General features: G+C 61.1%; 12 protein-coding genes. All 12 read right to left on the bottom strand.

Going from position 1 to position 20,193, the window contains the following annotated elements; genetic code table 11:
* Positions 1-62 precede the first annotated feature (62 nt).
* Positions 63-359 carry a NadS family protein gene (nadS, locus tag JG725_RS12615; RefSeq protein WP_199378267.1) on the bottom strand — a complete coding sequence of 99 codons (297 nt, stop codon included), beginning with the start codon at positions 357-359 and terminating at the stop codon, positions 63-65.
* Positions 360-671: a type II toxin-antitoxin system RelE/ParE family toxin gene (locus JG725_RS12610; protein ID WP_199378265.1), complete on the bottom strand. Its 312-nt coding sequence runs from the start codon at positions 669-671 to the stop codon at positions 360-362. It lies immediately after the preceding gene.
* Between the two features lie 82 nt (positions 672-753).
* Positions 754-2,877, bottom strand: a complete 2,124-nt coding sequence (locus JG725_RS12605; RefSeq protein ID WP_199378262.1) for an HlyD family efflux transporter periplasmic adaptor subunit — start codon at positions 2,875-2,877, stop codon at positions 754-756.
* A gap of 16 nt (positions 2,878-2,893) precedes the next feature.
* Positions 2,894-4,252 carry an efflux RND transporter periplasmic adaptor subunit gene (locus JG725_RS12600; protein ID WP_199378260.1) on the bottom strand — a complete coding sequence of 453 codons (1,359 nt, stop codon included), beginning with the start codon at positions 4,250-4,252 and terminating at the stop codon, positions 2,894-2,896.
* A complete protein-coding gene (locus JG725_RS12595) occupies positions 4,249-4,995 on the bottom strand; it encodes an efflux RND transporter periplasmic adaptor subunit (protein WP_199378258.1) in 747 nt (248 codons plus the stop codon). The genes JG725_RS12600 and JG725_RS12595 overlap by 4 nt, the downstream gene beginning before the upstream one ends.
* Entirely contained in the window at positions 4,995-6,695 is a 1,701-nt protein-coding gene (locus tag JG725_RS12590; RefSeq protein ID WP_370541733.1) for a TolC family protein, read from the bottom strand. Before JG725_RS12590 ends, JG725_RS12595 begins: the two co-directional genes overlap by 1 nt.
* A 60-nt stretch (positions 6,696-6,755) precedes the next feature.
* Complete coding sequence (locus tag JG725_RS12585) at positions 6,756-15,545, bottom strand: putative Ig domain-containing protein (protein WP_199378254.1); 8,790 nt, start codon at positions 15,543-15,545, stop codon at positions 6,756-6,758.
* 37 nt (positions 15,546-15,582) lie between these two features.
* Positions 15,583-17,214: a pilus assembly protein gene (locus tag JG725_RS12580; RefSeq protein WP_199378252.1), complete on the bottom strand. Its 1,632-nt coding sequence runs from the start codon at positions 17,212-17,214 to the stop codon at positions 15,583-15,585.
* Positions 17,204-17,815, bottom strand: a complete 612-nt coding sequence (locus JG725_RS12575; protein ID WP_172290071.1) for a TadE/TadG family type IV pilus assembly protein — start codon at positions 17,813-17,815, stop codon at positions 17,204-17,206. The genes JG725_RS12580 and JG725_RS12575 overlap by 11 nt, the downstream gene beginning before the upstream one ends.
* Positions 17,808-18,302 carry a TadE/TadG family type IV pilus assembly protein gene (locus JG725_RS12570; RefSeq protein WP_370541732.1) on the bottom strand — a complete coding sequence of 165 codons (495 nt, stop codon included), beginning with the start codon at positions 18,300-18,302 and terminating at the stop codon, positions 17,808-17,810. Before JG725_RS12570 ends, JG725_RS12575 begins: the two co-directional genes overlap by 8 nt.
* Positions 18,303-19,154, bottom strand: a complete 852-nt coding sequence (locus tag JG725_RS12565) for a tetratricopeptide repeat protein (protein ID WP_199378250.1) — start codon at positions 19,152-19,154, stop codon at positions 18,303-18,305. It abuts the gene before it with no gap.
* 63 nt (positions 19,155-19,217) lie between these two features.
* Positions 19,218-20,177: a type II secretion system F family protein gene (locus JG725_RS12560; protein WP_199378248.1), complete on the bottom strand. Its 960-nt coding sequence runs from the start codon at positions 20,175-20,177 to the stop codon at positions 19,218-19,220.
* Positions 20,178-20,193 lie beyond the last annotated feature (16 nt).

The raw sequence follows: 20,193 nt of genomic DNA, 5'->3' as shown, positions 1-20,193 counted from the left end.
GCCAGAGCACAACCGCTAGTAAGATGTTGTCCCGCAATCTGTCTGGCCGGGTCATAACAGGGTTAATGACCCGAGGCCAGGGCCGATATAACGTGTTCAGGATCCCGCTCAATAGCACGCAGCAAAGCTTTTGCCGGCCCGGTAGGATCTCTACGTCCCTGCTCCCAGTTCTGAAGCGTTGCAACGTTAACATCTATCAGTTTGGCAAACTTGGTTTGAGAAAGTCCCGTTGTGTGGCGAATAGCCTTTACCTGAACCGAGGTCACAATAGTCTGCGCCGCTGGTTTACGCTTACCGTCAATAATCTCATTTACTTGGCCCATACTTTGGGTGAGACGTTCGAAAAGTTTTTTATCCATCTACCAACCCTCGTTAAGTGCTCTAAGTTGTTGTTTCTCATCTTCGCTAAGGTCATCCTGTACGCCCTTCTTGTAGATAAGCAAGAGTCGAATGTGAGAAGCGGAGACTTTATAAAAATAAATCACTCTTACACCGCCGCGCTTTCCTTTACCTCTGCACGACCAGCGTATTTTACGCAGCCCGCCCGTATTCTGTATGACATCGCCAAAATCGGGATTATCGGCTAGAAACACCTGAAATTCGCGATACTCGTCGTCGCTCAGAAGCTCCTTGACGTCTTCGGTGAAAATATCCGTTTCAATAAATAGCATGAGTATCAGTCAGTGGCGTAGATTTAAAGCGAATATAATGCGCCATCTTATATACGTCAATGGCGTATAGTTAGAATGATGACTAAAACGACAATTCCCGTATCAATACCGCCGATACCACTTTCCAGCCGCGCACCAGCAGGCTTTGCGCTTCGCCGTCCATTGCCACCGTGCCGCGCAGCATCTGTGGTTGACTGTCGCTGTCGGCCGGCAGACTTAGCACTACCCGGTAAACCACCTGCTCGGGATGCAGTTTGCGCTGCGCATCGCTTAAGGTGGCGATATCGCCGCCGTATGTAGAAGCCAGTTCCGGTACGGCGCTTAAATCACGGGTGGCGGTATGGTCGATATCCACAATGGTCACCGGCAACGACGGGCGGCTGGCATCCCGCGGGTAAAAACGCCCTTGCCCGCCGGTTTTCAGCCGCTGCCAATCCTTTTCCGAGACGAACGCCTCCACCAGCCCGCCGGTGGGTTTGGTAATCACCGCCAGCCATTCGCCCTGCGCCAGCCACTCCCCGGTCGCCAGCGGCATGGCCATGTCCGCCACCACGCCGCTTATCGGGGCGCGTACCGTCAGCTGCGCCGACTGCCGCGTTAATACCGCCAGCTTTTGCAACGCGGCCTGGCGTTCCTGATTCACCCGCTGATGTTCGCCCACCGTCTCTTTATTGAATACCTGAAATGCCCCTTGCCAGCTCAGGGTGGCGATTTGGCGCTCCAATTGTTGCCGCTCATGCACTAACGTATCGGCCGCCAGCGTGAATAACGTCTGTCCGGCCTGAACGGGCTGCCCGACCTGAACGGCTATGCCGTCGATCATCGCCGGCAACGGCATATATAAACTGCTCTGTTGTTCAGCGCGCAACAGCGCCGGCGCATACACCGTGTTCTGCCACGGGATCGCCAGCAGCAGCAGTAATACGCAGCCTGATGTCAGCGTCACGATCATATTGCGATTCATACGATAATCCTTGCGGCGTTTGCTCCACTCATGCAGTTCATTCACCACCGGCATGATGACGAAATAACCGATCTCCACCGCGAAAAGCAGCATACCCAGCAGCTTGAACGCCATGTGATAAACCAGAATGGCGATGCCGGTAAACAGAAAAAGCCGGTATATCCACACGCAGAAGGCATAGCCGACCAGCGTGCGCCGTAGCCAGCGGGGAAAGGGCTCCGGCGGGGCATCGCCCAATCCGAACAGCCATTCACGCATCTGCCAGCGGCCGATGGCAAACCCCCGGTTTTGCAGATTCGGGATCTGGAGCCAATCCGACAGCAGAAAATAGCCGTCAAAGCGCATAAACGGGCTGAGGTTAATCGCCAGCGTCATAATCCAGGTGGTGGTCGCCAGCATAAAGGCCGCGCTGCGCAGCATACCGTCCGGCAGAAAGCTCCAGGCCAGCGTCGCCCAGGCCGCCAGCGCCAGTTCGGTCAGCATCCCGGCGCCGCCGATCGCCATACGCTGCCGGCGACGGGTCAGCTTCCATGAGCCGGAGGTATCGGTATACAGCACCGGCATCAGCACCAGAAAGGCGACGCCCATGGTGGCGACCCGCGCCCCAAAGCGCTTACAGGTATAGGCATGCCCCAGTTCATGCAGCACTTTGGTGCAGCACAGCGTGATGCCTGCCAGCGCGGCCCCTTCCAGAGTAAAAAAGTGCATAAAGGTGTGCTTGAAGGTTTCCCATTGCCGCCCGGCCAGAAACAGCCCCAACACCGCGGCCATCAGCGTCAGAGTTAAAAATAAACGGCTGAAAAAGGGTTCCACCCACGCCAGGGTACGGCTGAGAAAGCGATCCGGATGACACAGCGGAATACGGAAAAACAGATAGTTCTTCAGCAACTTACGCCACACCGACACCCGCGTTTTCGCCAATTGCCGCCCAAACTGCGCCAGCGCCTCATCGCCCGTTGCCCGCGTCAGGCTATTGGCCTGCAAAAAACGGCTGAAATCCTGTACGTCGCTGTCATCGACGGTCAGCGGCAGCGTCTGGTTGATCGCCGCCGCAATTTTCGCCGCATCCCCCAGCGACCAGCGCGACAGCATCGCCATTTCCGCCCAGCCGATGCGGAAAAACAGCCCGCGCAACGGATCTTCCAGCGTCCAACTGGGCGATCCGTCACGGTTGGCAGGCCCGGCATGCAGGATCAGTTCATCCCGCAGCGGGCTAAGCGCAGGAACCGGACGGTTGTTCATGGCGGAAACGGCATCATCATACGCCCAGCCACACGCGCAGCGTCGCCAATGGCTTACGCAACAGGTAGACGAACAGCACGGTGCGATGACCATACACTTTCGCCGTGCCTTTCAACCCCACGCGCAACAGCGGATCATCCTGGGTGAACCTGGCCCGCAGCCGATAAGCCATAATGTTGTCCGGCGTGGGAGCAGAACGGTAGCCGATGTGTTCCAACTGCGCCGACTGCGCCGAATTTGGCGCCACGTTGAGGAATAGGCGCACATCAGCCCCTTTCTCCAGCGCGATGGCGTCGGCGGCGGGCAGTTGGATCTCCAGTTCGACATCGTGCGGATCGGCAATCATCATGATACGTTCGCCAATCGCCACCGAACGGCCGATCCAGTCGCTGGCATCATCAAAAATCGCCACGCCGTCACGCGGGGAAACCAGTTGCATACGCGCCAGTTGCCGTTGCAGAAAATCCATCTCGCTTTGCGCCTGTCCCCGGCGGCTTTGCAGCACCGCCAGACTGGCCTTGCTATTGGCATCGAACAGCGCCTGCTGCTGCGCCTGACGGAATTGCGCATCGGCGCTGGCAAACGCCTGCCGCGCCGATTCCAGCCGGTTTTCCAGTTCGCGGGCGTCCAGACGCACCAGCGGTTGATTGGCCGCGATCTGCTGATTGGGGCGCACCAGAATGTCGTCCACCACCCCGGCCACCGGCGCCCGCACCATCACCGGACGATGCGCGACGATCTCCGCGGGCGCCAGCACCGACTGGCGCACCGGGATCAGCATAATCAGCAACAACGCGATCGCCCCCGCCAGCATCAGGCGGCGGCGGTTGGGACGGACGTCTGCTGTAGCGCGCCGATGTCTGCCTAACCCCAGCCAGGCGTGGGAATAGGCGTCGGCCAGCTTTTCCAGCAGCACCAGCTCGGCGGGTTGCCATGGGCGGTCGCGCGCCAGAATCAGCACCAGCGGCTGTTCCCCCTGCGGACGCCGCAGCGGCAGCCACAACAAAAATTCCGGCAGATGTTCCTGCCACAGCAACCGATCGTTGGCCGGCAGATCCAGCCAGCGCAGGGATTGCGTCTGCCGCCCTTGCTGTTGCCACTGGCGACACAAGTTGCTGAATTCGCTGCAAAACGGCGCATTGGGATCGAGGGTTGCCAGCCCGGACGCCGTACGCAGGCGCTGCTTTTCGCAGTCCCACAGCAACGCCTGGCGGTACTTCACCAGATTGTGCGTTTCATTCACCATGAAGAACGCCAGCTCATCCTGCGTTTCCCGCGCTCTGGCGCGGCTTTGCAACTGCAACAGCTCGGCCAGCAGCGCCAGACGGTTATCCGCCTCGTTTGCTGTCTGCCCGGCGGGATGATTGATGGTCATGGCGCAGCGCCGTCCGGCGCGGGCGGGGCAATCAGCGCGACGCCGCTCATGCCCGGCAGCAGCCCGGCGGTGGACTGGGTAATACGCCCAAACACCTTGACCGACTGGCTGACCGGCTCCACCGCCGAAGAGATGCGGCTGATTTCCGCCGGATAACTCAGCCCGGTTTCATCCAGCGTCACCTGAAAGGGATTCCCCTGCTTTAGCCACGCCAGCCAGCGCGACGGCACGATCATTTCCAGCTCAAAGGCGCTGTCATCGTAAATCGCCAGCAGTTCCTTGCCTTCCGGCACCGACTCCCAGCGCTTCACTTTGCTTTCCGTCACCCGGCCGGAGAACGGCGCTTTAATGGCGCAGCGTTGCAGCATGGCGCGGTTGACGCCGCTTTCCGCCTGCGCCATCGCCACCGCCGAACGGGCCTGATCGACCTCGGACAGGCTGATCGAGTTCAGCTTGTCCAGCCGGTTGGCGATAGCCAGTTTTTTACGGGCGGCATGTTCTGCCGCGGCGGAATAATTCAGCTTTTCTTTCAGCACCGTACAGTCAAAGCTCAACAGCGTATCGCCCTGCTTAAAATGCTCGCCCTCTTTCACCGCGATATCGGTGACTTTGGCCGAAATTTCACTGGAAAGGGTGGTGTAACGCACCGCGCTGAGCTGCACGCGAATATCGCTGTTATCGGCCGCCTGCCCCCACAGCGGCGTCAGCAGCGCCCCCGCCAACAGAAACTGCCGCGCTTTCATCAATGGGCGCCTCCGGCTTGTAAGGATTGCAGGTTGTCCCACATGTCGGTGTTTACCGTACGGTAGGGTTTGGCCGGCGTCGCCGCGACGGCGACCGGCTGAGCGACCACCGGCGTTACGGTTGTCGCCGCCGCGCCCGGCGCAGCCAGTGAAAGACGCGGCACCGGCACGCTCCCGGTCTCAATATTGCTGGTAGTGCGGGCGATGGTATTGCTTAACGCCGCCAGACTGGTATCGCCGACATGATCGGGCAGCACGTCCAGCCCGGCGGCCTGATACACCGCGCCCAGCGCATTCTGCACATCGGCAAAGCTGCGGTCGCGGGCGCGGGTGGTGAGGATGGTTTCCGTGCTGACGCGCACCTGCTCCATCTGCGTCGCCGCCTGATTATGCACGCTTAACTCGGTCTGATTGAGAATGCCGCGTTGAATACGCGCCAGTTCCTGATAACGGTTAAACATGCGCGTGCTTTGCTGATACTCCTGCCAGGCGACGTTCACCTGCGTCAGCACCGCCATGCGCAATGCCTGACGCCTCGCTTCCGCCAGTTCTTCGTTGGCCTCGCCGGCGCGCTTTACCGGCGACCATGCCAGCACATTCAGTAGGTTGCCGCTGACCTGTAACCCGGCGCTGGCCCACTGGTGGTTCACCAGATAGCTGTTGCTGTCGCCATTGATGCCGGCGAACAGCGAGACGCCGGGCAGCAGCCGCAGCAGCGATTTACGGGTTTCCAATACCGCATTGCGCGCCAGATAGCTCTCTTCGCGCACTTCAGGCCGTTTCACCATCGAGAAGTTTTCCAGATCGTCGAGGGTATAGGCCATTTTCGGCGCCGCCAGACTGCTTTCGACGGGCGCCGCCAGATCAAATTTGCTGGCCGGCGGCAGGTTCATCAGCGCAGCCAGACGGGACTTGGCCATCACCAGATCGCTGTCGACGATTTCAAGCTGGCGCACCATTTCCAGCATATTTTTCTGGAAACGCAGCGCGTCTACCGGCGCCAGCAAACGTTGTTGCTCGGTCTGACGGGCATATTCCAGCGCCTGACGCGCGTCGACCAGCGCGGCCGTCACTTCCGGCTGCAAGCGCTGGGCGGTGGCCGCTTCCCAATAGGCGGTACGCACCTGACGGGTAATATCCGCCACCACGCGGCGGCGGCGCTCTTCGGCCGCCAGCGATTTGTTCGCCTGCATCTTGGCGTTGAAGTAGCTGATGCCGAAATCCAGCACGTTCCAGCTCAACGACAAATCCGCCGTGCGCGTCGTTTTATCCTGACTGGTGGAGGCTTCCAACGACTGCTCGCCGGTGGTCACCGATTCGCTGCTGGATCCGGCCACGTTATTGCGGGTTTGCAGCCCCGCCCGCGCCGCCAGCTTAGGCAACATGTCCAGACTGGAAACGCCGATCAGGTTATCTTCCATCGCCTGTTCCATCAGCGCCACCCGCTGTTGCAGGTTGTATTTCAGCGCCCGGGCAATCGCCTCGTCCAGCGTAATGGTGCCGCGCACCGGCTCCTGATTGGCGAACATCTGCGTCCGATCGCTTAGCGCCTGCGCCACCTGTTGCTCCGTGGTCACCGGTTCAGGCTTGACCGCACAGCCGGCCAGCCCCAGACAGGCCAGCGTTACCGCTACTTTCAGCGCCCGGGAACCGGCAGACTGTTGCTTGCTATCCCGGAGTTTTGCTATGTGCTGATTCACTAGGGTTCTCCCCATCAATGTAGTGTGTTTATGTTGTTTTTATGCGGCGCTAAATTCACGTCACGCCGCCGGTGACGCGGTGTTTTCCGTTAACTGACTTAAGGCGTTCAGTAATTCGTCGTACTCTTTCTGCGCCTGATATGCACTCTGTTCCTGTTGCAGTTGCGCGGAGAAAGCGACTTTGGCGTCCGGCCCGTCCGACTGCGGCATCTGCTGCCCAAGTCGCGCGTTTTCCGGTGTGGTTCGCAGAGATGAAAAATCCACCGCGTCCAGCGGCGGCATCAGCGTCGCCATCACCGGATCCAACTGCCAGGGCGTTGCGGCGTAATCCATTTCCCCGTTCACCAGCGGATATCGCTCGGTGGACAACGCGTCGCCGGACAACGACGTCGCCCCTGTCGCCAGGTTGGATACGGAAGGCATTGCGCGCGTAACCGGACGGGAGGCGCCGCCTATCGCCTCTTCCGGCCGCTCCTCTTCCTGCCGGGCGTCCCATCCTCGCTCCATCATGCCCGGCGCGTTGGACAGAGGCAGGAAAACCGGCGATACCGGCTGTTTATCCACCGCCAACGTCAGGTTCCGGGTGGCGGTTCCGCCCTGTCCGTCGCTTACCGTTACCGTCAGCTCGAAGCTGCCGACGGCGAGCGTCCTGCCGCTGATGGTTCGCGTGTCGGGATCAAAGCCCAGACCGTCCGGTAGCCCGTCGACGCGCCAGCTCAGCGTGTCGCCGTTGACGTCGCTAAACAGATCGCCCGATAGCGTGGCGCTATATGCCGCGGCCCGCGTCGCCGTCGGCAGTTCTACCTCGGCGTCCGTCGCTTGCGGCGCGCTGTTGACGATATTTACCCTGGCCGCGATCGACAACGCAGTGGTGTTCTCACCGCCAGCGGCGGTGCCGCCGTCGTCCCGTACCGCCGTCAGGCTAATGACCCGCTCGCCGGTGGAAACCGTGCCGTCGGTGTTGGCGTAAGTCAGGCCGTCGATCAGCGCCTGCGCGTCGGCCTGGCTGAGTCCGGCGTTACTGGTGATAATCAGCGTAGCGGTGCCTTGATCGACGGCGACCGTCACGTTCAGACCGCCGACTGTGGTCACACTGACGCCATCGGTCAGCGTCACGGTCGTGCCGTCGACCAGCAGACTTTCGGCAGCGTCGACCACGCCGGAGACGGTGATGGTCAACGCCGCGATGGACTGGCCGTCCTCCACGGTGGAAACGTGGGTGCCATCGAACAGCGGTGCGCCATTATCGCCTGCCGCGTAGCTGGCATCGGTGGGCGTGGTCGTTAGTACCGGCGCATTGTTGACCGCGGTGACGCCGACGGTGGCGACAATATTCAGCGCGGCGGTGTCGCTGCCGCCGTTATCCAGGCCGCCGTTATCCTGAATCGCCGTCAGCGTGACGGTTCGCGCGCCGGCCGTCGGATCGTCGCTGGCGTTGGCATACGCCATGCCGTTGATGAGTATGGCCGCGTCGGCGGCGGAAATGCCGGTCGCACTGGAAATCACCACACTAGCGATGCCGTCGCTGAGCGAGATGCTATAGGCATAGCCGCTGGCGGTGACGCCGGAACCGTCGACCAGCGCCACCACGCCGCCGTCGAGGGTCAGGGTTTCATTGTCCCCATCGCTCAGACCGGAAACGCTCAGCGTCAGAGCGCTCAGCGCCTGCCCGGCTTCCACGGTGGAAACGCCGGCGTTGCTGAACAGAGCGGCGGCGGCGGCGCCTTCCACATAAACGGTGTCGGCGGGGGTGGCGTTCAGCACCGGCGCGTCGTTAACTTCGGTGACGTTTAGCGCCAATATCGCACTGACGCTGGCGGCATAGGCATCGGTCGCGGCGATCGCCAGCCGAATACTCGCGCCCGGATCGTCGCTGGCGTTGGTATAGCTGATCTGTTGCAGTACCCGATTGGCGATGACGCCAGTCACATCCGCTGTAAAGGTCAGCGTCAGGGCGCCGCCGTCGCTGGTGAAGTCGGCGATGGCCGCGCCGTCCAGATAGAGCGTACCGTCTGTCAGCGTCAAACCGTTGCCGTCTACGAATCCATAACCATCGTCGCCGTTGGCGCCGCCTTCACGCACGAGTGTGATAACCGCGCCGTTATAGTTGCCCGCGCCGTCGGCCAGCGCGTCGTAATCCGCATCGCTGAGGGTAATCACATCGGCAGGCAGAACCGTTCCCTGCTCGTGGTAATCAATGGTGATTTGCGTCAGCGCGTCTTTTAGGCTGACCACGCCGCCGCTGCCAATCACCACCACCGCGCCATGGGCGCCGGTCGCCACGCGCTGCGCGCCGGCCAGCGCGGCCGTCGACGCGCTGGAGAGCGTTTCAATCAGCGTCAGCGTACCGCCCTCGGACTTGTAGCGGTTGATACTGCCGTCCGAACGGGTGACATACAGTGTGCCGTCGTCGCCGGACAACGCGATATCCGTTACGTTGGACAAGTCGCCAACCGCGCCGAGATAGCTCAACGCGCCGCTGGCGGCGTCAAGGCTGAATGCGGCGACGCCATCTTGGCTGGCGACATAAATCGTGCCGCCATCGCCGGCAACGGCGATGGCGACGGGGCTGGACATGGCAACGGCGTCTTCGCCCGCGGCCGCGCCGTCGCGCAGCCAGGCGACCGCGCTGAGCGTGCCGTCCGTCGCGCGTTGATAGACAATCAGCGTATTGGCGACCGTTTCCGCGGCCGGATTGGTGATCACATACACGTAGTCGCCCACCACCTCAATGCCCACCGCAGTGAACAGATAAGGTTCGCTGCTGGTGGAAGCGGCGACGGACTGGCTCAGCGCATACTGGCCGCTGTCGGTATCCAGGGTGTAGACCAACAGGCCGGAGTAGTTGCCGTCCACCACATACAGCGCGCTGCCGTCAGCGGACAGGGTCAGGTCGACGACGTTTTCGGTGGTCAGCGTCTGAACCAGCGTCAGGCTACCGTCGCGGCTATCACGGCTGAATACCGTTACGCTGCCCCCGTCCGCGCCAAGCATAAACACCGTGCCGCCATCGTCGCTCACTTCGATCAGCGAGACGGACGAGACGCCGCTATCCAGCGTCTGCAACAGCGCCAGTTCGCCGGTGTGGGCGTTGCGACTGAACACGGCAATATCGCCATCGCTACTGACCACATACAGGTAATCGCCTGCTGTGGTCAGCGCACCGGCCGTAATGTCGGCAAGACCGCTAATCGCCGTCAGGCTGGCGGCGACATCCAGATTGGTGTAATCGGCGGCGGCGCTGAGTTCAGGTACTGAGTTGTTCACCACGTCAACGGAGGAGACCGCCTGCAACGCGGCGGTATCGCTGCCGCCGTTGTCCTGTCCCCCGCTGTCCCGCACGCTAAGGGCGATAGTGCGCACGCCGGCGGTCTGGGTATTACTGAGATTGGCGTAGCGGGTCTGTTCGATCAGCGCGATGGCGGCATCGGCGGCGATACCGCCGTCGCTGACAATCGTCACGGTAGCGGTATCGCCGTCAAGGGTAACGCTATAAGCGTAACCGTTATCGAGCGTGCCGCTGCCATCGACCAACCCGATACGTGTGCCCGAGACGGTCAGCGACTCGTTGCCGCCGTCGAGCAGGCCGGAAACGGTAAAGGTGATGGCGGATAGAGTCTGACCGCTTTCCACCGTCGATAGGGAAACATCGCTGAACAGACTGACGTTGCTGCCGGAAGTGGCGTAAGTGACATCAGCCGCTGTTGCATCGATCACCGGCGCATCGTTAACCGCAACCACCGTTATGCTCGCCGCGATAGCCGGTGAAACGGTATCGCTGCCGCCGTTGGCCGTACCGCCGTCGTCCTGAACGGAAGTCAACGTGATGGTGCGCGTAGCCGCCGTGGGATCATCGCTCTGATTGGCATAGCTTAGCCCGGCGATCAGCGCCGTGGCATCGTCCACGGCGATCCCGTCGCTGTCGCTGATAACCACGATGGCCGTTCCGCCTTCCAGAGTAATGCTATAGCTGTAGCCGCCGGCCGTGACGCCGGAACCGTCAACCAGCGCCACCACGCTGCCGTCGAGGGTCAGGGTTTCACTCGCGCCGTCGGTCAGGCCGGAGACGGTCAGGGTAATATTGGCAATCGCCTGCCCCGGCTCGGTGGTGGAGAGCGTCACGCCGTCGAACAGCGCCACCGCTTCGCCGTTCTCCGTGAAGGTGGCCGTGTTGCCGGTCGCGGCGACGGCGGGCGCGGCGTTGGTCAGGCTGACGGTGACCGTGCTGGCGATCGCCAGCGTCGTGCTGTTGACGCCGCCATTGTCGGTGCCGCCACTGTCCTGAATCGAGGTGAGCGTGATGGTTCGTGCGCCGAGGGTCGGATTGTCGCTGCTATTGGCATAACCGACGCTATCCAGCAGCGTGGCGGTCGCCGCGGCGGGCAGATTGCCGCTAAGCGTCACGGTGGCGATGCCGTCGACCACGCTGACCGCAAGGGTATAGCCATAACTGACGGTGCTGCCGTCATCGGCGGCGACGTCAATGCTGCCGCTGGCGCTGGCGCCGTCGATCAGCGCCACGCTGATGCCGCCCACCGTCAGGGTTTCGCTTTCGCCGTCCGTCAGGCCGGAGACGGTCAGGGTGACGCTGCTGACCTGTTGGCCGGCTTCAACCGTTGAAACCGCGCTGTCGTCGAACAACTTAACCGCGTTGCCGCCGCTGGTGTAAACCACGCTGCCGCCGGTGGTTTCCACAATCGGCGCATCATTAATCTCGGTGACGTTGAGCAGCAGATCGAGGCTCGATGAGGCGTACTGGTCCGCTACGGTCAACGTAAGCGCAATGCTGCCGCCCGGATCGCTGCTGGTATTGCTGTAGCCGATCTGGCGCAGCACCAGATTGGCGGTGGCGGTGGTAACGTCTGTGGTGAACGTCACGGTCAGCGTACCGTCCGCACTCACAAAGGTGCCGATGGCCGTACCGTTGAGCGAAATCACCCCATCGGCCAGAGTCAGCCCGTTGCCGTCGCTAAAACTGTAGCTGTCCGCCGCGTCGGCGCCGCCTGCACGCGCCAGCGTGATGCTCGCGCCGTTGTAGTTGCCCGCGCCGCCGTTAAGCGCGTCGTAATCGGCGTCGGACAAGGTGATGGCGGTCAGCGGCTGGGCGGCGGCGCCTTCGGTGTAGGACGCGGCCACCGCGCCGGCGCTGATCTGGCCCAGGCCGGCAGCGTTGTAGAAACCGCCGTAGTAAATGCTGGAGCCGTCCGAGGAAACGGCAAAGCGGTTAGCCCGGCCGCTGCTGTTGGACAGCGTACTGATCTGGGACAGCGAGCCGTCTTCGTTGACGCGGTAGACATAGATGTTGCCGATAAAATAACCCGCATAGAGCGCAGTGCCATCGGCCGAAAGAGACACACCCCAGACGTTCGCAACAGAAATAGAAGCGATTTGGGTGACGCTATTGGCATCGCTGTCATAATGCAGCGTGACGATCTTCCCGCCCGCGCCGGTGGCCACATAGAGGTAGCCGCTGTCGGAGACGACCATGCTACGCATAAAGTTGCTCAGGCCATTTGTATAGGTGGTGGCGTATGTCAGGGTGCCGTCGTCGTTGGTGGTGTAGACGACGATCCTGGAGTCGCCTGCCACATAGACCACGCCGGAAGCGTTGTCGATGACGATGGCGCTTGCGCCGGCCGTGTAGTCGCTGCTTCTGTAGCTGTCGCTATAGGCGCCGGCCAGTGTCAGGTTGCCGTTCTCGCCGACCGAATAGGCATAGAGAGTGTTGCTGGAAATAATGTACAGCGAATCGCCGTCGTCCGATGCCGCCATCCCCTTGATTTGCGATGCGTCGGTAATCTCGACGCTCAGGTCGGTGGCGCTGAGAGCGCCGCCCTCGTTGACGCCAAGCACGGTAATGGCATAAACGCCGGCAGCGTTCTTGCCCACCAGATAGACATACTTGCCGTCGGCGGAATAGATCGCCGAGGTGGCGCTGTCCAGGCCATTGATCTCAATGCCGTTGGAGTCGTCGCCATCGTCAGCCGTACCCTGCACGAACGTCTGCACCAACGTCAGGTTGCCGGTTTCGCTGTCGCGACTGTAAACATACAGAGTGCTATTGCCCGAAGGCGAGAGCAGTTGGGAATTCGAGTCATTGCCCAGCACGATCAGGTGACGATCGTCGGAAGACAGCTCCAGGTTGTAAACGTACTGGCTGAACCCGGTCAGATTACCCTCGACGGTGTACGCCAGCTCACTGTCATCCGCATCCAGCGACGGCGCGCTGTTGTTGGCCTCATCCGTGGTGATCACCCGCAGCGTCAATTCGACTGAAGAACCGGCGCCCGACTCGTCAGTCGCCGTCACGGTGACGGTGTAGTCGCCCACCGCGCTGGAAGAGCCGGAAATGGTCAGGGTCGCGGCATCGAAGGTGAAACCGTCTGGCAGGCCGCTGACGCGCCAGGTCAGGCTGTCGCCGTAGAGGCTATCGGCGTCGCTGAACATCGTACTGTCCAGCGTCGTGCCGTAGGCGGCGCCCTCGGTGGCATAGGCCAGCGTGGCGGAGACGTTCTCGTTGATTTCCGGCGCGCGGTTGGCGATCTGTTCGACCGTCAAATCCAGTTCCAGCGCGGCGCTGGCGCCGGAGACGTCGGTAACGGTCACGGTCACGATAAAGCTGCCGGTTGCCAGCGCCGCTCCGGAAATGGTACGGGTCGTGGCGTCGAAAGTCAGACCTTCAGGCAAACCGCTGACGCTCCAGGTCAGGCTGTCGCCGTCGGCATCGCCGAACAGGCCGGAGAACAGCGTGAAGCTGTAGGGCGTCTCACTGGTGGCGGCGCTCAGACTATAGCCGGTGGACGCATCGATGTTGACCTGCGGCGCCGCATTCACCCGCAGGGTAATCGCCACGGCGCTGCTGGCCAGCGTCGCGTCGCTGGCGATCACGCTGAGCTGGATAAAACTGCCGACCGTCGCGCCGGCGTTGGCGTAGGTGAGCTGTTGCAGCACCTGGTTGGCGACCGCCGTGGTGGCGTCGGCGGTGAAAATCACCGTCAGCACGCCATCATCGCTCGCGCTCAAGGCGGCGATGGCGCTGCCGTCCAGGGAAATAACGCCGTTCGACAAACTCAGTCCGTTTCCATCGGCGAAACCATAGCTGCCGGTGTCAACGTTGGCGCTGACGGTGATACCGGCGCCGTTGTAGTTGCCCGCGCCGTTGCTCAGCACGTCATAGTTGCTATCTTTCAGCGTCAGGCCGGCGGCAAAGGTCAGCGCCTCCCCCTGATCCAACGTCTGCGCGCTGGTATAGCGGTTTACGCTGCCGCCGGCCACCAGTATGGACAGGCCGTCAGCGGAAATAGCAATATCACTGCCGCCGCCGGCAATACGGCTGCTCAGGGTCAGCGCGCCGTCGCCGGCGACCGAGAAGACGCTGATGCCGCCGTCGACGGATACGGCATAGAGCAAACCGTCCTCATCACTTAAGGCGATGCTGGATATGCCGCTGATGGAAAGGGTATCAAGCTGGGTGAGGGCGTTATCCCTGAACTGATAGATTAAAACCACCTCTTTGAGCGGCGCCGCAATATAGAGATACTGACCATCCGCCGAAACCGCCAGAGTGGCATCGCTGACATCGTTGGTGTAGTTCGGGTTATTCCAGTCAATATTATCCCAGTCTGTATCGAGGTCGCTGACTGTCACGTTGGTGATGGCGTCAAGTGAACCGTCGTCATTGCGCTGGTAAACACTCAGGCTGACTGAACCGAAATTACCTGCGCCGGAGTAAATCACGTAAACATAGTCGCCGGCGGCGGCGATCACACCCTCGCGGCTGTTGTCGTCCGGCGCGCGCCCTACATAGGTCAGCGCGCCGGTGGCGGCATCGCGGCTGTAGATCACCACCCCGTTCGATTCGGTGCCGACATAGACCCAGGCGTCATCGTCAGCGATCGCCATCCCGCCGGTTACGTCGCCGTTGTCGGTAGCGACGGTTGATACATTATCGATCTTACCGTCGTCGCCAACGCTGAAGACATATACGTTGCTGCTGCCGTCAATGACGTAGATCGAACGGTCATCCGCGCTGATCACCATTTCCGTGGCTTTGCTCATTCCATCGACAGCCAGCGTGTCGGCCAGCATCAGACGCCCGCCGTCATCAATGGAAAAGACGGCAACTACGCCCTCTCCGGCGGCGTAGGCGTAGTTGCCGTCGCCGGAATAGACGACCTCCGCGATGTCGCCAACGGTAATGGATTCGGCGGCTTCCAGCGCGCCATCATCCGACAACACCGGGGCGACGTTGATCTGGCTGTCGATGGTGATGGTGGAGCTGATGCCCAATTGCGCCGTGTCGCTGTTGTCGCTCAAAGTGGACAGGGTCACAGTGACGGTGCCGCTTTCCACCGTGTTATCCAGCGTGCTATAGGCAATACCGTCGATCAGGCTGGCGACGTCGGAAGCCGTGGTGTCTTCCACCGAGTCGAGAGCGATCGTGACGGTGGTGGTATTGCCGCTGACCGCGACAGAATAGAAATAGCTTTTGCCGGTCGTGGCGCCGCTTCCGGTCTCAAGGGAGATAGCGCTGCCGTCAATAATCAGCGCCTGGTTGCCGCCGCTGCTATCCACGGTTATCACCAACGAGGATAATGACTCGCTGCTGTTGTCGAGCGTGACGCTGACGCCGCTGAACATATCCACGCTTTGGCTACCGGAGGATTCATCAATGGTAACGGTGGCTTCGGCCCCGCTGGCGGTAACGCCGGGCGCGGTGTCGGTGGCGGCCACCACCGCTTCCGCCGTGGCGACGGCGGCGGCGTCGAACATCATGCGAGGTTCCAGCGCCCATGCCTGCTGAGGAAGGCGCCGGTGTGCCGCGCGCGATGCGGAACGTGAATAGGTCATGGTGTCATATCCTGTCAGTCAAAAGGCACATGGGCCGTTATTCAATCAATCGAACGAAACTGCTTTTCTGATGCAGTTCGTCAACAATGTCACTTAGGCGATCCCTGATTTTGCTTTCCGAGGCGACAAAGTCCTCACCGTTGTAATACGTCAGATCGCTGCTTTTCTCGGCGCAACTTTGTAATCCCGCCCCGGCAATACGGCGAAATTCCGAAGCGCTGGCAATGGCGCCGTCTTCATCCGTCGCCTCGTCGTTGCCGGTGGTAATCATGTAGAACTTAAGATTACGAGCACGAAAGCTGGCGCACAGGTTGGCGAAACGCTCAGTGGTAAGCGCCGCGTAATTGTTGCAATTGGCCTCACTGGCGGAGACGGAACACCCGTCTATGGGGTTGCCCACATAACTGTTGTAGCTGTCAGTGTCGAACCAGCGCTGACCGGTGGAATTAACCAGCATGACGATAGCCTTGATGCGTTCGCCGTTGCCCTCGTCAAAATCCTTAGGCAAATCGTCATCCAGATCCCAACCGGCGCTGCCGCGAAACTCAGGCGCCAGCGCCATGGCCGCCCAGCCTAGCGCGATGGCGTAGTTGGTATTGAAACGTCGGGACATCTCGTCGAGGCGTTCGGCGATCTTGTCCAGATCGTTGGTCAGCGGCAGCAGAGCGGCGCTGGGGCAGCCGCGATCGGTGATCAAGGTGCGGGTATCATTCACGCCGGTAGCCTGACCAAAATCAGGGTTGGGGCCGATCCAACTGATGGTGTAGGGTTCGATGCCGAAATTGGTGTCGTTCGACGGTATATCGGCGCGGTAATAAATGTTGAACTGCCCGCTGGGCGCTTCGTCCCAGAAATAGTTTTCCCCCCGCGCCAGTCCCCGGTACATACACAGGAGTTTGGCGCGCCGATCGGGCATACGGGCATCGGCCAGTCCGCTGTAGCCGACGCTGAACAGCGAGGTCAGTTCCACCGGTCTTAGCGCGCCGGATGCGGCCCACTGCCGGATGCGGTTGCTATGATCATTGTCGTAGACGCTAACCGATTGGCTATGCGGCACCAGCGCCAGCCAGACGTTATCGCTGTCGCCGATCAGATTCTCCGCGAACTCATTGCCGATACGGCGCAACACCGCCAGATTAGCGCTGTCCTCATTCAAGGTATTGGGCAATATCAGGGACACTTCCGTCGAACGGTTGACCACCTCCACCGTGGAGTGGATCTGCTGCTCGGAGGATGCCAGCGTCAAGAATTCCGGAGAGGCGGTAAAGCCGACCGTCACGGTATAGGTCGGATAGTTGTCGCCGTTGCGCCCTTCGCTCAGACTCACCTTATCAAAGGTAATATCCTCGGCCAGCTTGCTGTTCACGCCCAGATTCGCCCGGATATAATCGAACGCCAGCTCCGTCAGTTGCTCCTGACTGACGTTTTCATTCTGTTTTCCGCTCAGCAGCGCCTGATGCCCCACCGCCAGCGCCGCGGCATCGGCGGCGCGTTTAATCTGCGCCGCATCGCCCGTCGCGGTGGAAGAATCAACAATGAAGGCCGCGCTGACCAGCAGTGCCATCGCGCCCAACACGTAGAGCGACGCGCCCGCACCGCGCTCCTGCCGCGCAAAAACTCGCAGGGCATGCGTCAAACGCCGCATACGGCCACCGGAATTATCCTTCATTGTCTTCGTATTCCTCTTTCGGCTGTCCGGCTTCCTGCCCCAGGGCGCTATCCAACGCAATCACGCCATCCCCGGTCCGGTTTACCATCGTGACGTTCAGCAGGTTACTCAGCGACAGCCCGCCGGCCAGGCTGATGTCTTTCCCTTCACGGCACAGTTCCACCACCACCATAGAAATGTTCTCGCTGCCGGTTTCCTGATCTTTTTCCGGTAAATCGCCCGGATAGTGTTCGCCGTAACCGGCCTGATTGGCGGTACAGAGTTGGTCCGAATTGCCGCGATCAAGCTGCCAGTACAGCTCCCCGGTCTGGCGCACATTGCTGATAAGCAACTGGTAATTTCCCAGTCCTTCCTCCGGCAGCACCGCATCCAGCAGACCTTGCAACCCTTCTTGCGTCAGTTCCCGCTGCATGCCGAGAATTGAGACGATGGCGCCGGCCCGCTGCTCCATGCGTTCACGTTCAAGACCGACGGTATAGATATCCGCGCACAGCGCGCCGATTGCCAACACGATGGGCAGCGCCAGCGCCGTTTCAACGGCGACGGAAGCACGGACGGAAGAGCGGAAGCGACGCCAGCCGCGCGGGCGGAAACTAGTCATTACGCAGTTCCGTGCCGAAAACATGCTTGTACTGGTAGCGGAAGGTATCCCCCAGCGTCAGTACCTCCGGCAACGGGGTAATAAACGCTTTGGTGATCTGCACCGTGACCGACCAGACCGGCAGCGTGCCGCTGTCCTCGCTGTCGCTATTGATCGTCAGCCCGCCCAGTTGACTCAGATTGTCGAAATGCAACACGCTGACGGTTAAATCCTCTTCTTGCAGATAACCGTATGCCGAACTGATCATGCGTTCTTTCAGATTGCCGCCCATCTGTTCGGCGCTGTCGCTCTGGAGATCGTCAAGACGAAATGTCTGCACCGCTTTATCCAGCGCCGCGCTGCCCACGGCAATCACCAGCGCGATACGCGCCAGTTCGAACAGCATCATCACGCCGACCAGCACCACCGGCATCAAAAAGGCCACCTCTGTGGCGATCACGCCGCGCGTACTGCGCCAGTTCCGTTCGTTAACCGGGATCATCGCCATTTACTCAGGGCTGCTCAGTTGCAGGCGCTGACGACTGGACAGCAACAGGGTTTCGCCGCGGGAGCCGTCCTGACGCAGTTGCTGTAGGCGTTGATTCAAGGCGTCGATCAGCCCGTCGATACGATCCGGCTGCGCGATGGTCGCCAGCGTACTGCGGGCGTCCTCTTCCCGATCGCTGTCGAGATAGGCCAGCGCCAGGTTAAGCTTGCCGGCCGGGTTAGCGTTATCCGCCGATCGCAACAAGCCGATAGCTTGATCCGCATCGCCGCTGGCCAGCCAGGAAAGCGCCAGATTGTTGATGGCGGCGACATCGGCCGGGTTGACCTGCAACGCTTTTTCAAACAGTTGACGCGCTTCAGTGTGTTTACCGGCCGCATCCATCACCACGCCCATGCCATTGAGCGCCCCGGCGTTGTCTGGCTGGGCTTGCAGCGCACAGCTAAAATCTTTCTGCGCCATCGCATTGCGTCCCAGCGCCAGATGCGCGCGCCCCATGCCTAAACAGATAGCCAGCGCTTCCTGCGGTTTTAACTGGTTGGTGTCGCCGCCCAGCGCATGCCGGGCGCGGCCGTACAGCTCCAGCGTTTGCTGCGGCCGACGAACCGGCGCCGCCACGCTGGCGTATTCCAGCAGTTCGGTGCCTTTCAGTTCGCCGCGGCTGTCGATACGGGCATAGACTTCCGTGGCCGCTTCAATCCGTCCCTGATCGCGCAGTAAGCGCGCCAGCCGCAGCCCTTCGTCTTTGGTGCCCTTGATCGCCGTGGAACTGGCGCACCCCGCCAGTAGCGTACTCATCACCAGCAACGCCAGAAACGACGCGCCGCGTTTATATGTTGTTATCAGACCGACCATCGTCGAGCACTCCATCCGTTATTGTCTGTTCATTTCCGGTCAATATTGCCGGGGAAAGCATCGTTATTGGGCCAGCAGGCGAATCACCCGCACCAGCGCCGGCGAGGCCATAATGGCGATAATCGGCGGCAGGATCAGCGCCATCAGCGGGATGCTGAGCTGCGCGGGCAATTTCCCCGCTTTTTCTTCCAGCCCCAGAATCAGCGTCTTACGACTTTCATCCGCAATGGTGCGCAGCGCCTGCGACAGCGGCGTACCGTAACGTTCGGCCTGAATCAGCGTGGCGACCATACTTTCGATTTCCGCCACCCGGGTTCTTTCCGCCAGATGCACCATCGCCTGGGTACGATCGGCGAGGATCTGCAACTCGGCCGCGGTGTAGTGCAGCTCATCGGCCATTTCCGGCGACGACAGCCCCAGCTCTTTCGAGACCACCTGTAATACGCGGCCAATCGGCAACCCGGCCTCGGCGCAGACCACCATTAAATCCAGCGCGTCCGGCACCGCCCGCGCCAGCTTCTCGCCCCGGCCGGCGGCGCGCCATTTCAGCCACCATTCCGGCAGCAGCGCGCCGACGAAAAAGCCGATCAGCCCGGCGGCGATGCCGGTCATACCCAAACGATCGGCAGGCGGCAGCCAGCCCCACACCAGGCTTATGGCGCACAGGAAACCCGCCAGGAATTTGCCCATCACCAGCCAACCCACCGCTTCGCTGCGGCGTAAGCCGGCCAGATCGAGCAGGCGGCGTAAATTAAGACGATCCCGTTCGGATCCGGAGAGGCGATAGCCCTGTTGCGCTATCGGTAAAAGAATTTTTTCCAGCCAGGGAGTAAGGGTTGTTCCCTGGCCTCTCAGGATAGTATCCTGAGAGGCCTCCCCTATAGGGGAGGCCGGCAAATGCGCCTGCATGCGCTCCGCCAGTTGGCGGTGCCGCCGCTGGCCGTTGTGGTAACGGGCAAGGTATATCCCCGCGCCAATCAAACCCAGCGCCAGCAGTAATAAGGGATCGCTAAATATCGTCATGTTGGCTCTTCCCTCG

It is taken from the genome of Brenneria sp. L3-3C-1, assembly GCF_016456245.1.
Lineage (GTDB): Bacteria > Pseudomonadota > Gammaproteobacteria > Enterobacterales > Enterobacteriaceae > Brenneria.
This window is presented reverse-complemented; position numbering and strand designations above follow the sequence as displayed.

Excerpts from the sequence above, each read along its gene's own strand:
- nadS (WP_199378267.1), bottom strand. The coding sequence starts at position 359 with ATGGATAAAAAACTTTTCGAACGTCTCACCCAAAGTATGGGCCAAGTA.
- JG725_RS12610 (WP_199378265.1), bottom strand. The coding sequence starts at position 671 with ATGCTATTTATTGAAACGGATATTTTCACCGAAGACGTCAAGGAGCTT.
- JG725_RS12605 (WP_199378262.1), bottom strand. The coding sequence starts at position 2,877 with ATGAACAACCGTCCGGTTCCTGCGCTTAGCCCGCTGCGGGATGAACTG.
- JG725_RS12600 (WP_199378260.1), bottom strand. The coding sequence starts at position 4,252 with ATGACCATCAATCATCCCGCCGGGCAGACAGCAAACGAGGCGGATAAC.
- JG725_RS12595 (WP_199378258.1), bottom strand. The coding sequence starts at position 4,995 with ATGAAAGCGCGGCAGTTTCTGTTGGCGGGGGCGCTGCTGACGCCGCTG.
- JG725_RS12585 (WP_199378254.1), bottom strand. The coding sequence starts at position 15,545 with ATGACCTATTCACGTTCCGCATCGCGCGCGGCACACCGGCGCCTTCCT.
- JG725_RS12580 (WP_199378252.1), bottom strand. The coding sequence starts at position 17,214 with ATGAAGGATAATTCCGGTGGCCGTATGCGGCGTTTGACGCATGCCCTG.
- JG725_RS12575 (WP_172290071.1), bottom strand. The coding sequence starts at position 17,815 with ATGACTAGTTTCCGCCCGCGCGGCTGGCGTCGCTTCCGCTCTTCCGTC.
- JG725_RS12570 (WP_370541732.1), bottom strand. The coding sequence starts at position 18,302 with ATGGCGATGATCCCGGTTAACGAACGGAACTGGCGCAGTACGCGCGGC.
- JG725_RS12565 (WP_199378250.1), bottom strand. The coding sequence starts at position 19,154 with ATGGTCGGTCTGATAACAACATATAAACGCGGCGCGTCGTTTCTGGCG.
- JG725_RS12560 (WP_199378248.1), bottom strand. The coding sequence starts at position 20,177 with ATGACGATATTTAGCGATCCCTTATTACTGCTGGCGCTGGGTTTGATT.